Source organism: Fibrobacter sp. UWH4, assembly GCF_900142475.1.
Classification (GTDB): Bacteria; Fibrobacterota; Fibrobacteria; order Fibrobacterales; family Fibrobacteraceae; genus Fibrobacter.
This window is the reverse complement of record NZ_FRAY01000002.1, coordinates 56,848-71,981: the sequence shown is the minus strand read 5'-3', so window position 1 is coordinate 71,981 and position 15,134 is coordinate 56,848. Positions and strand designations below refer to the sequence as shown.

13 protein-coding genes and 1 tRNA gene are annotated in these 15,134 nt (G+C 51.5%); 10 read left to right on the top strand and 4 right to left on the bottom strand.

Annotated elements, in window-relative coordinates; genetic code table 11:
* Nucleotides 1–78: 78 nt before the first annotated feature.
* Both rsmI and lnt read left to right on the top strand, forming a co-directional pair.
* Nucleotides 79–762 carry a 16S rRNA (cytidine(1402)-2'-O)-methyltransferase gene (rsmI, locus tag BUA93_RS03095; RefSeq protein ID WP_072977368.1) on the top strand — a complete coding sequence of 228 codons (684 nt, stop codon included), beginning with the start codon at nt 79–81 and terminating at the stop codon, nt 760–762.
* On the top strand, nt 762–2,723 hold the full coding sequence (gene lnt, locus BUA93_RS03090; protein ID WP_254793826.1) for an apolipoprotein N-acyltransferase: 1,962 nt from the start codon (nt 762–764) through the stop codon (nt 2,721–2,723). The genes rsmI and lnt overlap by 1 nt, the downstream gene beginning before the upstream one ends.
* Nucleotide 2,724: 1 nt before the next feature.
* On the opposite strand, the gene BUA93_RS03085 is transcribed toward lnt, so the two are convergent.
* On the bottom strand, nt 2,725–3,297 hold the full coding sequence (locus BUA93_RS03085) for a hypothetical protein (protein WP_139257731.1): 573 nt from the start codon (nt 3,295–3,297) through the stop codon (nt 2,725–2,727).
* 118 nt (nt 3,298–3,415) lie between these two features.
* Here BUA93_RS03085 and BUA93_RS03080 point away from each other — a divergent pair, with 118 nt between their 5' ends.
* Nucleotides 3,416–4,147, top strand: a complete 732-nt coding sequence (locus tag BUA93_RS03080; RefSeq protein ID WP_072977365.1) for a UDP-2,3-diacylglucosamine diphosphatase — start codon at nt 3,416–3,418, stop codon at nt 4,145–4,147.
* Here the strand turns inward: BUA93_RS03080 and BUA93_RS03075 are convergent.
* The 3 genes from BUA93_RS03075 to BUA93_RS03065 all read right to left on the bottom strand — a co-directional run bounded on the left by BUA93_RS03075 (nt 4,144) and on the right by BUA93_RS03065 (nt 6,221).
* Complete coding sequence (locus BUA93_RS03075) at nt 4,144–4,596, bottom strand: hypothetical protein (protein ID WP_072977363.1); 453 nt, start codon at nt 4,594–4,596, stop codon at nt 4,144–4,146. The two genes, BUA93_RS03080 and BUA93_RS03075, sit on opposite strands and share 4 nt — an antisense overlap.
* 15 nt (nt 4,597–4,611) lie before the next feature.
* On the bottom strand, nt 4,612–5,361 hold the full coding sequence (locus BUA93_RS03070) for a hypothetical protein (protein WP_072977361.1): 750 nt from the start codon (nt 5,359–5,361) through the stop codon (nt 4,612–4,614).
* Between the two features lie 152 nt (nt 5,362–5,513).
* Nucleotides 5,514–6,221 carry an alpha/beta hydrolase gene (locus tag BUA93_RS03065; RefSeq protein WP_139257729.1) on the bottom strand — a complete coding sequence of 236 codons (708 nt, stop codon included), beginning with the start codon at nt 6,219–6,221 and terminating at the stop codon, nt 5,514–5,516.
* 308 nt (nt 6,222–6,529) lie between these two features.
* On the opposite strand from BUA93_RS03065, the gene BUA93_RS03060 reads away from it, so the two are divergent.
* The 7 genes from BUA93_RS03060 (at nt 6,530) to BUA93_RS03030 (ending at nt 15,077) form a co-directional block, all read left to right on the top strand.
* Entirely contained in the window at nt 6,530–7,381 is an 852-nt protein-coding gene (locus BUA93_RS03060) for a TIGR02147 family protein (RefSeq protein ID WP_254793825.1), read from the top strand.
* Nucleotides 7,378–8,784 carry a carboxypeptidase regulatory-like domain-containing protein gene (locus BUA93_RS03055; protein ID WP_254793824.1) on the top strand — a complete coding sequence of 469 codons (1,407 nt, stop codon included), beginning with the start codon at nt 7,378–7,380 and terminating at the stop codon, nt 8,782–8,784. The genes BUA93_RS03060 and BUA93_RS03055 overlap by 4 nt, the downstream gene beginning before the upstream one ends.
* Nucleotides 8,785–8,828: 44 nt before the next feature.
* Nucleotides 8,829–8,899: transfer RNA gene (locus BUA93_RS03050), tRNA-Gln, on the top strand.
* A 96-nt stretch (nt 8,900–8,995) separates the two neighbouring features.
* Entirely contained in the window at nt 8,996–9,757 is a 762-nt protein-coding gene (locus tag BUA93_RS03045) for an RsmB/NOP family class I SAM-dependent RNA methyltransferase (protein WP_072977356.1), read from the top strand.
* A gap of 6 nt (nt 9,758–9,763) precedes the next feature.
* Nucleotides 9,764–13,717 carry an ATP-dependent RNA helicase HrpA gene (gene hrpA, locus BUA93_RS03040; RefSeq protein ID WP_072977355.1) on the top strand — a complete coding sequence of 1,318 codons (3,954 nt, stop codon included), beginning with the start codon at nt 9,764–9,766 and terminating at the stop codon, nt 13,715–13,717.
* A gap of 149 nt (nt 13,718–13,866) precedes the next feature.
* Nucleotides 13,867–14,301: a hypothetical protein gene (locus BUA93_RS03035; protein ID WP_139257727.1), complete on the top strand. Its 435-nt coding sequence runs from the start codon at nt 13,867–13,869 to the stop codon at nt 14,299–14,301.
* Nucleotides 14,301–15,077: a hypothetical protein gene (locus tag BUA93_RS03030; RefSeq protein ID WP_139257725.1), complete on the top strand. Its 777-nt coding sequence runs from the start codon at nt 14,301–14,303 to the stop codon at nt 15,075–15,077. Before BUA93_RS03035 ends, BUA93_RS03030 begins: the two co-directional genes overlap by 1 nt.
* Nucleotides 15,078–15,134: the final 57 nt, after the last annotated feature.

Below are 15,134 nucleotides of genomic sequence, written 5' to 3'. Positions count from 1 at the left end.
TGGCAAGACAAAATCGTTTTTGCGGCGGATAACGTTTTCCCTTTTCTGAAAATAGTTTGCTTTTTCTATTTTTGGGCTATGCATACTCTTTATATTGTCGCGACCCCGATCGGGAACATGGAAGATATCACTTACCGCGCCGTGCGTATCCTGAAGGAAGTGCCGTTGGTCCTTGCCGAAGATACTCGCCATACGCGGGTGCTGTTCGACAATTACGGTATCGACACTCCGATGGAGGCGTACCATGATTTCAACAAGGAAAAGGTGACTCCTCGGTATGTGGAATTCCTGAAGAATGAAGGTGACATTGCGCTCGTGAGTGATGCGGGAACGCCCGGTGTGGCAGATCCTGCGTTCAATCTGGTGCGCGAGTGCGTTCGCGAAGGTATAGACGTGCGTGCGGTTCCCGGTGCCTGTGCGATGATTACGGCGCTGGTTTCGAGCGGTATGCCGACGGACCATTTCAGCTTCCAGTATTTTTCGCCGAAGAAGAGTGCCCAGCGCATTCACCTCCTCGAAAAACTTAAGGAAGAAGAGGCGACGCAGATTTTTTATGCAAGCCCGCATAACATCGACAAGTTCGTCGAAGAAATCGGCCAAGTTTTCGGTGAAATCAAGATTGCCCTGATGCGGGAACTGACCAAGAAGTTCGAGGAACATCTGGTAGGGACTCCTGCCGAGATTACGGCGCATTTTAAGGCGCATCCGCCCAAGGGCGAATTCGTGCTGATTTTCAACCCTCAGGACAAGAGCGGGCTCTGATGCTTGAAAGAATGAAGTCGCGGCTTAAGGTACTCCCGAAGATTTTTTGGATTTATGTAGCGGTCCTTCTAGTCGCAGAAATTGTCGTGTTCGCCTTGCGTCCCGATACGCCAGGGCTTTACACGATGAATCTGCAATGGTTGCCGTTGGCGGTGTCGGTGCCGTTCCTGGTTTTTAGGGGAATCCGTCAGAATTTCAAGCGGATGCTCTACGCCTTTGCGTTGCTTTCGTTCCTGTTCTTGGCGCTGGACTATAATATAGGTGATTTTGCAGGTGCTGGGCATGCGGGGCTTGTCCAGGTGGTTCTGGCGTTTTGCCCTATAGGGCTTTTCTGGCTGATTTTATTTGCGGTTTGGAATTTTTCGCACTTGAGGAATCGCGATTCGCTCGTGGCGCTCCTGCTTTCTTCTTTTAGCTGGGGCCTTTATGCGTTCGCATATCCGCCGATGCCGCTGGGACCTGCCGCCTTGCTGTTGCTGGTGCCGTGGTTTATTGTCTTGAACCGCTATACGCGCGGACAGGCGATGTTTGCGACCTTCTGGTCGGGCATGCTCTACAATGCGGTCAACTACTACTGGATTTATAATGTGATGCATGTGGAAACAGCGCCTTCGGGCTTGATCCTTTTCGGGCTGATTCTGCTGATTGCCTTCTTTAGCGCCTATAACACCTTGGCGGGTTTTGCCTATACGCTCGCGAAGGATGCGCCGCAAAAGCTTCGCCCCGTTTTCTTGTTGCTTTATCCGGTGTTCTACGCGGGACTTGAAATGACGCGGACTTACGGCGACTTTGCGTTTCCGTGGAGTCACCTGGGGTATGTTTTCGGGAACCAGCTGGAATTGATCCAGATGCTTTCGTATATCGGAATTTTTGGCTATACGATTCTCGTGGTGGCCTCGAACCAGGCCGTGGCGCATGTGTTTTGCAGGGCGCGTAATTTGAAAAAGGCGGCTCCCGTTTTGGCGCTCCCGGCGGTCATTTTTGTAGCGTTGCTTGTGCAGGGGAGTATCGTGCTCTCGAAGCCCGAGGCCGCCCCTTTTTACGGGGAAGAACGCGAAGGTTCTCCTGATATAGCTCTGGTGCAGCCGAGCATCCAGCAGGGGGCCAAGTGGAGCAAGGAACGTTTCGACGCCATCGTGAAAAAGACGGTCGGCATGGTGAACGACAGCGTCAAGGATGGTGCGGATTTGATTGTCCTGGCCGAAACGGCCATTCCGGATCATATTCGCAGGCAACCTCGGGTGATTGATCTTCTTCACAAGACGGCCGATGAAAAAAAGGCGAGTATCTTGACGGGAGCGCTCGACTACCGGAGGAATCCACCGGGAAGCGTGCGCAAGTTCGACATCTATAACGCCGCCTTCCTGTTCACGCCGGGTGTCGGAGGCTATCCTGATCGTTACATCAAAAAACACTTGGTGCCGTTCAGCGAAAGAATTCCGTTCGACGAGGTATTCCCGATTTTGAACTATGTGGATTTGGGCGAGGGCGATTTCGTGGCGGGCAAGGAAACTCCCGTTTATCGTCCGTTCCGTTGGACTCCCTATATCTGTTATGACGCCATTTTCGGTGACTTGGTGCGCGAGGCTATCCGCAGCGGTTCACGCCTGATGGTGAACATTACGAACGACGGCTGGTTCGGCCGGAGTTCAGCCCCTTACCAGCACTTGAACTTGATCCGTTACCGCGCGGTTGAAAGCGGAATGCCGGTGGCGCGCCTTGCGAATAGCGGAGTATCTGTATTTATCGACCAGTACGGCCATTTTGACGGCAATACGGAAATCTTTACCGACCGCGTCATCCAGAGAAAAATGCCGCTCAGGTCGCGCGACACGGTCTACACGCATATCGGTGATGCGGTAGAAATGACGCTGCTCGTTTTCGGAGTGCTGTATTTGGTGCTTGCCTTGCTGGTGGCTTGGTTGCAGGCGGGAAGAACGCGTGAGGTGGCGGTCGCCTGATTTAAAAGTCCTGCGCCGAATTGAGGTCGGTGTATCGCCCTAGCTGCGTTTCGAACTTGAGGCGTTCGATTAATTTCCGGTGCATTTCTTGTGACGCGTCGTTGACGAGGTCTGCGCGCATACGCCCGAACCAGAAGGCTTCGACATGTTCGCTTTCTTCGAATTCCGCCGAGAATGCCAATGCTCCGTTGCAGAGAATGCGAACGTCCATGTGGTAATGCCACGATTCGCTGACGGGGAGAACCGGCCAGAAGGGAATAAAGGCGGCGCCGATGCCCCAATCGTTGGTCTCGTTGTCCGGGACAACCTTTGCCGTAATTTGGGCGTTGCCCCTACAACTTTCTTTTGGGAAAAACAGGCTGTCGATGGCGGTCGAATAGGCGCTTTGCAGGTTGGAATCCAGATAGGAAGTCTTGTCTCCGAAGGTGAATGTGATCGGCTCGAAGAAGGATGCCGCTTTCGGGTATTCTTGGAGATCGTATTTCGTGTGGCTTACGGAACAACTTGCTAAAAAGCCACAACAAGCTGTCGCCATTGCAACCCAGGATGCGGCTTTTGCACAAAACATTTTCATCGTAACAAAATATAACAAAGAGTTCATCGTCGCTAGATTTGATTTGCTTCGTTGTTGAAGTCGCGGTTCGCGGTCCGCTATAAATTCGGATTACGAATAGTTGCTATATTCGTTCACGATGACTTTACCCGCCTACTTTATTTCTGATGCGCATCTGGGCGTGAACCCGCCGGGAGCTGTTCCTGACCGCGAAAAAGCCTTGGTCCGTTTCGTAGAGACCCTCAGGGGGCGAGCTTCGCACTTGGTCATTGTGGGCGACTTGTTCGAATTTTGGTACGAGTACAACGACTACGTGAACCGTAACCATTTTGATCTATTCTTTGCGCTGCGTCAACTGGTGCTGTCCGGTTGCGAAGTTCACCTGCTGCAGGGAAATCACGACTTTGCGTATGGAAGTTTTTTCCCGAAGAGTCTCGGGGTTCAGGTCCATAAGGATGTTATCCTGGAAATTCAGGGAAAGCGAGTCTTTTTTAGACACGGCGACGGCGTGGCGAAGTCCGATTTCGGCTACCGAATTTTTCGCAAAATTCTCGATTTCCCGTTGAATCGGTTTCTTTTCAGCCAGATTCACCCGGACTGGGGGATGGCTCTAGCCCGTTTTGTGGGGCGTAATAGCCGCAAGGTGGGGGAGTCCCGCATCATCAAGATGGAAGAGTACCTGCATTGGGCTGAACGCATGCTTCGCGCGAAAAAGTGCGATTGCTGCGTTCTCGGACATCATCACGTTTCGGGACTTTGGACTGTCGATGGCGGTATGGTCGCCTCGGCAGGCGAGTGGATAAAAAAACTCTCCTACCTCCGGATGGAAGCAGGAGAGATAACGCTCAATGAATTCGAATTTGTCGGCTAGTCGGCGTTTTGTGCGTCGTTAGCACGGTTTTCGGTCGATTTCATCATTTTCTTGCTGGAGTTTTCGCCCCAAATCCAGGCGACGACGTCCGTATTTGCAACCTTGTCCCATGCCGCGTCGAGCCAGCACCAATGATGGGTTTCTCCCTTGCTATCGGTGATGGTCCATTTTTCGGGAGTCGCAGAGAAGGTCATCTTGATCGGCTGCGGCTTGCTATAGCTGTCGTAACCGTTAGATGCCGTTTCCGGCGGATCGATTTCGATGGTCCAGGACTTGCCCTCGGTTCTTTTGTAGATGCCGACATTGTATACTATAAGGAGGATGAATACGATGATGGCACCCTTGAAGTTCTTCTTGGTGAGGAAGAAAATCAAAAGCAGTAACATCAGGATTGCAAGTGCACCCAGATTATAGTGGGTCGTGTAGAACAACTTGAGAATGTCGATCATAGTTGACCTCGGTTGTTACTTCTTGGAATTCTTTTCGGCAGCCTTCTGCTCGGCGATCAGGGCGGCAACGCTGAAGGAAATTGTCTTGCCTTCGACCTTGCATTCGGTGCGGAAACTCTGCTTGGGAAGTGCGATTCCGTGAGACGAGAACGTGCCCATGAAGGAGGCGTTGGCGTGGCTTGCGATCGTGCGCACGTTGATGAATCCCTTGTCCTTGCTGAAGGTGAGCTTGAATACCTTCTTGGCACGGTCGTATTCGGCAATCATGGTCTTGTTCACCTGGGTGTTCACGGCGTCCCTGGTGTGGCGGTTGAAGATGATTGTGCCGCGAGAGTCAATCGAGAGCATCGTCTTGTTGGCGATGGAGTTGCGGCAGGCGATCAGCTGCCACGGGCCTTTTTTCTTGGATTCGCCCTTGGCCGTGAAGATGTAGCGGTTGCCTTCCTTTTCCAAGGTGTAAGCGCCTGTGATAATCTTGGAGCCGATGGCGTTCAGGGCGCCCTTGACGTACAGGAACTTGGACTTGGTGGAGTTGACGCCGACAATGAAACGGAAGGAGGTCGTTTTCGCTTCTTTAGTGGGGGTAATGGCGAAGCGCTTTCCGACGGGGTCCACCTCGATGTCTGCGTAGGGACCGATTTCAACCGTCTTGCCGTTGGCTGCAGTCCCCTGTTTTGCCATCTTGTCGAGCTTCATCGCCTTGATGGCCTGCTCCGGAAACCGTAGGAAACCACGGATATCCATCTTCACAATAATATTGTCCATATAACACCTCTTTTTTTTGTTTGTGGTTTTCAAGGTAAACTAATAAAAAAAATTAACAAAAGCAAGTGATTTAGAAAAAATATGCAAAAAACTCTCGAAAAATAAGGGCTTTGTAAGTAAAGTAATGTAGTTGGGGGTGAATTTGTTTGCGTTTATGGTGATAAATTCTTACTTATAACTTGCAAGAGGATTGTGGCAAGAGTTTGGCCGTTCCGAAAATATTCCTCTTTGGATGTGACGGCGGTCACAGATGCCTTGGCCTGTTGCTCTACAGCCTTCTTGTCGTAAATTACGGACAGGCGCGCGGTGGGGTTCGATAATTTATTTGAGTCTGCCTTGAATTGGGTGCGGATAAGGAACCTGGGGTAAAGTGCCTTGTATTTTTGAGCGATGGCGTCGGCGATATCTAAAATGGGATCAATCAGGATGACGTCCTGATGTCCGTTTGACTGGTTGATGGCTGATATGGCTCCCATTCCGCGCCCGGCAAGGTATTGCGGTGCTTTCCCGTTGACTTGGGTGGCGCATTCGAAAATCTGCTTGGCGTCGCTTTCGAAATTTTCTTCGGAGGGAGTTCCCTTGTTCTGGGCGGAGCCCCGATAGTTGAAAGTGACGATGTGGATTCCGGGAAGTGTTTCCACCTGCGCCAGGAACTGCGCCGCGTCTTCGTCTGCTTCGGGATAGTAGAGCAGGATGGGGTCGTTCTCGTTTCCCATGCTGAAACCGTCCAGCGCGACTCCGTCTTCGAGGGTGCAGGTGAGCGGTCTTGCCTTACCCTGGATGGCCTCGTTCGCTTCTTTATGGTAGATGGCGCGTGGAAAAGCGTTCCTGCGTTCGGTGAGTGCAAGGTAGAAAACCATGCTGACGTAGATAACTAAAAGAATCCCTGCAAAGCGCAAAAGCCGAAATAGGGTGTTCCTGAGAAAAAGCTTTATTTTTTCCATTTGCGTCTAAATTTAGAAAAAAGGACTTTCGCCTGTTTCCAAACGAAAGTCCATAGGATGGGATTGGGTGTTCCTTGAATATATCTAAAAAAATGACGAAGCGTATCACTTCGAAAATTAAAAGTGTTCACAGATTGTTCTGTTTACGGAAATTTACGCAATTTTACTCCGATGTAAAAAAAAAGTGTTCCCAAAAAATCAAGAAAAAATTATATTTAAAAGTGATGAACGTATACGCTTACTACAACTACCGAAAGTATTTGCAGGATTATTACGATTACCGTAAGTCCGTGCAACGTTACTTTTCTTACAGGTCCTTCGCCAAGAAGGCGGGGTATTCCTCGTCGGGATTCTATTTGGACCTGGTCCGCGGGCGCAAGTCGCTTACGCCCCAGATGTTGCCCAAGTTTATTGCGGCTTTAGGCCTGAACGAAAAGGAAGGCCGTTACTTTACGCTGATGGTGGACTTCACGCACGCGACTACGCCGGCGTCGAAGCAGGCAATCTTCGAGCAGATGTCGGCGCTCCTCCCGAGCGCGATCAAGTCGCTTACCAAGAGCCAGCAGGAGTATTATAGTAAGTGGTATTATGTGGCGGTCCGCGAGGCGTTGTCCGTTCTCGATGTGGGTCCTAAAAATATCCAGGAACTGGCGCTGTTCCTGAACCCGCGCATCACGCTTCCGCAGGCAAAGCAGGCTATCCAACTGCTCCTGTCGATGCAGCTGATCGAACTGGATGAAAAGGGCTTTTACCGCTCGGTAAACAAGGCCATCTTCAGCGGTTCCGAAATTTCGTCGCTTTTCGTTCATCAGTTCCAGAAACAGATGATGGATTTGGGTAAAGACGCCCTGGATCATTACAGCACCGAGCGCAGAAATGTATCTTGTATGACGATGAGCGTTTCTGCCGAAGGACTGGAACGCATCATCAGCAAAATCGACCTGTTCCGCAAGGAAGTGGTCGACATCATCCGCTCCGACGAGGGCGAGACGATGGTTTGCCAGATGAATATTCAGTTTTTCCCGTTGAGCAAGGAAAAGGTGGCACTGCCGCCGGAAACCGAGGAGGAAAAATGAAAAACTTGAAATTTGCATTTTTGACCTTGGCAGCAGCGGTTGCGTTAGCCTTTACCGCTTGCAGCAACGACAAGACTGCCGGGACTGTAACGGATACGGGCAATACGGTTGCCGAGGCCGATGTGGTGGCCGGTGTCGTTCGTCGTGTCGATGGATCGCCTGCGTCCGAAGCTGTTGTCCGTATGGCTCGTATGGCCGTTTTCGATAGTGTCCTGCATGTTCCGGAACAGATTGAAGTCGTCACGGATTCCGATGGCGTGTACGCCTTTGATTCGGTGATTGCGGATACGTTCCAGCTGGCAGTAATTGATACTTCGGCTGTGGAAGTGTTCTTCTTGCCTCGTACGACCTTGAAGGCGAAGGCTTTTGACAGTATTCAGCTTGCGAAGGCGGCTGTCGTGAACAGCGTGCTTTATTTTGAAGAGGTTGAGGACTCCGCTGTTTCTGTGGGTGGACACTTTGTGACCTGCCTTTCGGGAACGCCGTTCTGCAATGACGTCTTTGCTGCCGATAGCTTCTATATGTTGGTTCCTGCCGGTAACTGGGAACTTGAAATTTTCCCGGGAGATTCCCTGATGGTTGCCCGTATGCGTTCGCTGGGTTTTGCGGATAGCCTGATCTACCGCAGCTTGAACTTGAACCGTATGTACGAAGGCGATACCGTGAGCCCTGGCCCTGTCGTGTGGAGTATGACGGCCAAGGCGGATACTTTAATCAAGGAATCGGAAAAGGAAACGAAGAATGTTGCGAGAATTTCAGGAACGTTGCTCTGCAAGAACGGGGACCCGTGTGCCAATGTCGAGGTGATGACTATTCGCGACATTTACGGATTTGAATTCGTTGAAGGCGATTCCTTGGAATTTGTGGCGCAGACAACGACGGACAGTCTCGGTCGCTGGTGGTTGCCTGTCCCGGATTCGTTGCCCGGTGACTCTTTCAGGTTTGAATTCCGCTGGGTTCAGGACGAAAAGGTGGCTCAAGTCGGAATTTCCCGTTACTTGACCAAAAAGGAAATTGAAGGGCTGACGGATACCTTGAATATCGGAAAAACATCCCTCACGAAGGCTTCTTCGCTGGTGAGTGGCGTGAGCCTTGTCGTTGACCGCGAAGATACGACGCAGTCGAACAACTGTATGGTCAATAGCGTGGTGGTGGGTATCAAGGGAACCTCGCATTTCGTGCGCGATGTGACCTGCTATATGCTCATGCTGGACGGACTTCCGTCGGGAGACCAGCAGGTGGTTCTCTATTCGGGTGACCCCAAGGTGATGAACAAGCTGCGTAAATCGGAGGTTCCGATGCTGTTTTACGTGACTTTTACGGCTGTTACGCTTCCTGAAGGGGGTGTCCAGCAGCAGCAATGGATGACTTATACGCCGCCAAGTCAAAATATTTTCAAATAACCCCTTGCCGAACTGATTTTTATTTACTAACTTTGGTGGCGCACTGAGCTATGGTGTAATGGTAGCACAACAGATTCTGACTCTGTTTGTCTAGGTTCGAATCCTGGTAGCTCAACGAAGACTCTTTGCTCATACCCCTGAGCAGAGAGTTTTTTTTAAGATGCTCCTTCCAGGATGATTGCTCCTAGCTCCAGTCTACTATATTTGCGCTATGGAATTTTTCGACTACTACGAGAATCTTTTCGGTGAACGCTGGCCGGCCTTGCTGGAATCCCTGAAGGGGGATGGTTGCGCGACGGAATTGCGTTTTGGCGAAGGTCTTGAGCCGTATTATTTGGATGAAGCTTCGGTTTTTGCGGCGAAGGCCCTGGATGTGCAACCGGGAGATGACGTACTCGATATGTGTGCGGCCCCTGGTGGAAAGACCCTGGTAATCGCATCCCTTTTAAAAGGGGAAGGTTCCTTGCAGAGTAATGACCGGTCGCCCGATAGAAGGCTTCGGTTGCAGCATGTAATCGAAAATTCCCTGCCGGAAGCGTGGCGCGGCATCATCAAGGTGACTGGCTACGACGGCATGAAGTTTGGACTCCACAAGAAAGAATGCTTTGATAAGATTCTGTTGGATGCGCCTTGTTCTTCGGATCGTCATGTATTGAATTCCCCGGCGCATTTGGAGGTGTGGTCAGCCAAGCGAGTCAAAAGGCTATCGGTGGAGCAGGGGGCGCTCCTTGCTTCGGCGGTCGATGCGCTGAAACCGGGGGGAACGGTTGTCTATGGAACTTGTGCCCTGTCGCCGATGGAAAATGACGACGTGGTGAAGAAAATCTTGAAAAAAAGACCGTCGATGCGGATGGTCGAGATTGAAAACTTGCTGCCCGGTGCAGACCGCACGGAATTTGGTGTGCATATCTTGCCGGACCGTTCCGAGGGCAGGGGCCCCATTTATTGCGCGAAACTCGTCAAGTCGGTGTAGCTTCTGATGGATTTGTCTTCGCTGAAAATCGAATACCCGGAACTTCCTGTTGTTGAACATCGGGAAGAATTTTTTGAGTTGCTTGAAAAGCATCAGGTGGTGATTGTCAAGGCGGACACCGGTTCGGGCAAGTCGACGCAGTTGCCGAAGTTTTTGCTAGAGTGGTATTCCTCAAAGGGCGAAGTCCGAGCCCATACCTCAGAGCGCGAAGCGCGTCCTCAGAACCCCTTTAAAATCGGTGTGACGGAGCCGAGGCGCCTGGCTGCGATTTCTATTGCGGATCGCTTGCGCGAAGAACTCAAGGACGAAACGCTCGTCAGCACCAAGATCCGTTTCTGGGAACAGGGCCAGAGTGATGCGCCCATCAAGGTGATGACCGACGGTATCTTGTTGCAGGAATTCCGCCGCGACAGGCTGTTCCGCCAGTATTCGGCGATCGTGATTGACGAAGCGCACGAGCGTTCGCTGAATATCGATATCCTGCTTGGCATTTTCAAGACGGTTTTACAGGCTCGCCCCGAGTTCAAGCTGATTGTGGCCTCCGCGACGCTGGATGCGAAGCTTTTTGAGGAATTTTACGACAACAGTTGCGTGCTCGAAGCCGAGGGAAGAACGTACCCGGTCGATGTGGAGTATTATTTTAATTCGGAATTCGGGATTCAGAATTCGGAATTGAGAGATGCCAGCGGTAAAGGGGATTCCGGTTTGCTGGATGAAGCCCGCGATGCGATTCTCGATTTGGAAACGCGCCATCGCGACCATTTGCTGTGTTTTTTGCCGACGGAACGCGACATTCAGGATTTAGCGGGGGAGCTTGCGCACGAGCTGGATTCGGCGAGTTTCGATATTTTTCCGCTTTACGGCCGCATGAGTCCCGATGAACAGCGCCGCATCTTTAAGCATACGGGCAAAACCCGCGTGGTGCTTGCGACAAATATTGCCGAGACCTCCTTAACGATACCGGGAATTGCCTATGTGGTGGATACGGGCATGGCCCGCATTTCGCGGTACAATGCGCAGTCGCGTATTCAGGGACTCCCGGTCGAAGAAATTTCAAAAGCGTCTGCGCGACAACGTACAGGACGCGCGGGGCGTGTAAAGCCCGGCGTATGTATAAGACTTTATTCTCCCGAAGATTTCGAGAAGCGAGACGAGTTTACGGAGCCGGAAATCCGGCGCAGTAATCTCGCGAACGTGGTTCTGCAACTCAGAAGCCTCGGGCTGGAGCTGGAAAATTTCCCGTTCTTGCAATCGCCACCGCATTCGGCGTTCCGCGGCGCGTACAAGACGCTTTTTGAACTCGGCGCGTTGACTGCGGATAATTCCAGTGGCCATGTGACGAAGCTTGGCCGTGAAATGACGCGGCTCCCGATGGATGTGGCGCTTTCGGCGGTGCTTTTGCGGGCGCGCGAATCGGGAGTGCTACAACCCGCGTTAATTGTCTGCTCGGCACTCTCGATTCAGGACCCGCGAGTGGTCCCCGGCGAGGAGCCGGAGCGCACCCGAATCCGTCAGCTGCACCGCAAGTTTGCGGGCCACAAGAGCGACTTTCTCACCTACATTTGCATGTGGAACGCCTTCTGCGCTGAATGGGACGGAAAATCTTGGAACAAGTTGCGCAAATTCTGCGACAAGTTCAGCTTCCATTTTTTGCGTTGCCGTGAATGGATTGACCTTTACGAACAGTTTGGCCGCATTCTCGACGTGAAATACGAAAACCGCGTCTGCCCGCTGGATAGTTTCCACGCCGATAACTTGCACATCGCGCTTCTTTCGGGTTTCCTCGGGGGAATTGCCCGCCGCGATATCGAAAACGGCTGCTACCGACTGGTGAGCGGTCGTGAAACGCATGTGTTCCCCGGTAGCGATTTGTACGGCAAGAGTGTGGAATGGCTCTTTAGCGCCGAAGTCCGCGAGACGAGCCGCATCTTCTTGAACAAGGGTGCCGAAATCAAGCCCGAATGGATTATGCAGGTGGCAGAACCCTTCTGCACCCGCCGATGGTATTCGCCGATGTGGAACCAGGAACGCGGATTCGTGGAAGCGGTTGAAGAAGTGAGCTTCAGGGGTCTTGTCATCAGTCGCGGACACCGGGTGGATTACGCCCGCGTAAATCCCGACGAATGTGCCGAAATTTTCTGGCGCGAGGCTGTGGTGCTTGGGCAAATGGCGCGTCCCTTCGCCTTTATGACGCACAACGAGCGCGTGGTCGAAGACTTGCATGCCTTGGAGGCTCGCAAACGCCAGTTCGGGCTTGCCCCCAGCGAAGACGCCCTGGTGGATTATTACGTGCGCATCGCTCACAGCGTCAATTCCATCAAGACGCTCAAGGACTACATCAAGGAACACACCGACCAGTTCCTGAAATTTGATGCGAAATTTTGGCTGGACCAGAATGATTTCGGAGTTCAGAATTCAGAATTCAGAATTGAATCCAATAAATTTGGTGTGAAAATTCCACTAACGAAAACTCCGAAATCCGAAATCCGAAATCCGAGTTTGCCAGGCGGTTCCATTGAACAGTTCCGCGTTGAAGGCCTTGACGGTTCCAGTCGCATGGTGGTGGGCGAGATGGTCTTTGACGCTACCAAGGAATACGACGGTATTACGCTGGAATTGCCCTACGACTTGATTCCGCAACTGACCCCTGCAAAACTTGCGCTTTCGATTCACCAATGGCGCGAATGGATGGCGGAATCGATTATTCGCGAAATGCCGAAGGCCGCCAAGAAACAGTTGGAAAATCGCCGCACTTTTATCGACGATGCCTTCTGCGACAAGCTCAAGGCGAATCCGCACAAATCGCCACTCCTGCTCTTGTACGAAGTCTTTGCGGGTATGAAGCAGCTGGATTGCGACATCCCGACGGTGACTCCCGAAAAGGAAAATCACTTGCGCCTTCACATAAAGGTATTCAAGGCCCAAAAGTCTTCCTCGACTGAGCGTAGCGAGGGAGGGGTTTCATACACTTCTCCTAAATTTTCGTTTGAACTTTCGCCGGAATGGGGGAGCTTTAACCTATTTGCAGCGGTTCGCCTGGTGGTGGTGACATTCGGTATCGACTTTGCCTTGGATGAAATGCGTTTTGGCTGGCGCCTCGGCGAATCGGCCCTCATGACTCCGGCGGAATCTTCTTTCTGGCAGGCGTTCCGCAAACGTGTTGAAGTTCCGGCCGAGCCCGATACGCTCATTACCGATCGTCTGAACCTGCTTGAGACCGGCGGACTTTATGCCGACGGTTTCAAGACGGCCCTCAAGGCCTGGGTGTTAAAGTCCCTTGCTGCTGACAATTTGGATGCGAACCGCTGCGTGCGTTTTTCGGGTCTGGAATTCTCCCGCGGCAAGAAAATCAACGATTTCAAGAACTTGGCCGTGTCTTCCCGCAGCGAAGATGACGAGGTACGCCTCGCCTTGGTGCGTGCGACTTACGAGTCGGCCCTGCTTGGCGCCGAAGCTTTTGTCACCTTCTGGGACATTCTCCGCGAATTCTCGGTCGCCATGCGCCAAGGTGGCGAGCACGCCCGCGATGCCCTCGGTGTTATCACGGCGAACCACAAATCCATCGGTAAAATCATAGCCCTCTATACCTCCGATAAGGAGACGACCCTGTTCGAACGGCTTTGCGTTCTGGGCGAGATGATTCCGGGCGCACCGAACCTGCTCCGAGACAAGGCTCCCTTAAAACCCGAACTATCGGTGCGCACGCTCCGCGAAAAGTTCCGCCCCTTCCTCAAGGCGCGATTCATGAAGGATCATGAACTGAAAAAGGCGCGCGACCTTCTTTCGAAAATGGAACGTCTCTCTGCTGACGAAGCCGAATTCCCGGAACTTTACTTGCAGGCCTGCGCCATGCTCGAGGACTTCGAAATCCTCAAATTCAAGCGCAAGGGCGACGATTCCGAAGAGGTGATCGAAGACGATGCCCTCGCCAAACTCAAGGGCCGATTTGGGCGGTTGTAGGCTGTTGTAGTTGACTGCGCGGAGTTGATTGTATTTTTTTTTTACTTGACTCCGTTTTTGACTTTGTTTATTTTATTTGTATGTTAGTGAGGTGGGTTCGTTTTCCCTTTTTGGGGCTTTTGTTGGCGTTTGCGCTATGCCTGTGTGGTATGAGCTGCGATCCGGACTTGTGGGTAGATCCTCCGAAATCCATTAATTTGTTTGCAGTAAAACCGACCGGTGTCGATTCTCTCGAAATGCAGGTCTATTTGGGGGATTCCCTTTTATACAGGGATTGCAGCGGCAGTTTGGATACATCGAAGGCTGTGTATCGTGATGATTATGATTCGCTCAATTTCGGTGCGAAGAATGAACTGGAAGTTCGTCTCGCTTTTTATTGCAATGGACGTGCAATCGAGCTGCCGTCTTATGGGGCGGAAGTGGATTCAGTCGAGTCGTTGTCGTACTATTTTAGGGAAGTCAACGAACGCGAAAAACCATTGAACAAGTCTTTTAAGTTGGAGAGGTTTCTGTCGCCCGAAGATACTTCCTGTGGCAAGTTCGTGAATTTCGCCGTGCTTAAGATTAGCGGAGTCGTGGATTGATGAAACGCATCGCTTTGCTAATACTTTGTCTGTTATGCGTGGCGGAAGCAAGCGTCTATTCATCGGAAAAGGCTCCTCCGCGTAAACGCCATACACTCTCGGATTTCTTCTCGCCTTATTTTGAAGTCAGCGGCGGTGCGATGAATTCGAATTCAAGGAATGAGACCGCTTCCGTAATCAACTATTACCACGACCTGGAAAAAGACGAGATGGTCTATGATGAGAACCTTCATTACAATATTGTGAAGTTTGATGGATGGACGTACAATGTGGGGTTCCGTGCGGGCGCTTACCTGTTTCGGTTTTGGGGTGTATTCTTGGATAACGATGTGTTCTTGGCCAAGGGTGATTACCGGTACAAGTACTATTCGCGGGATAAGGAAGATTTTTTGGAACATGATTCCAGACTCCGATATTTTTTAGGTCCCGGATCGGTTTTCTTTCCGTTTAACCTGATTTTTGATTCGACATCGACGTATTCTTTCTTGAACGGCACCTATGCGGGTTTCTCGTTCGGACCGACATTCCTGTATGGGCAGGACAAGGCCGAAAAGAAATACGGGATGGATTACGAAGACTGGGAAATGACATTCCGCTTTGAGCTGGGTTACCTTTGGGGGTTTACGGAACACTTCTTTGTGGGAATTGCGTTCAAGACGGTCCTTTCGTTTAACAACGAGGAAGGCGACGAATACAGGGGCAAAAATATGCCTGCTGACGATGTCCCGCTCAACACCAAGTCGTTCGGTCTCGTAATCAAGGTGGTTCGAAAGTAGGGTTTGGGGATTTAAAGTTCCCTTTTTGATGGGCTCTGGCCTGCAAATTTTCTAAAT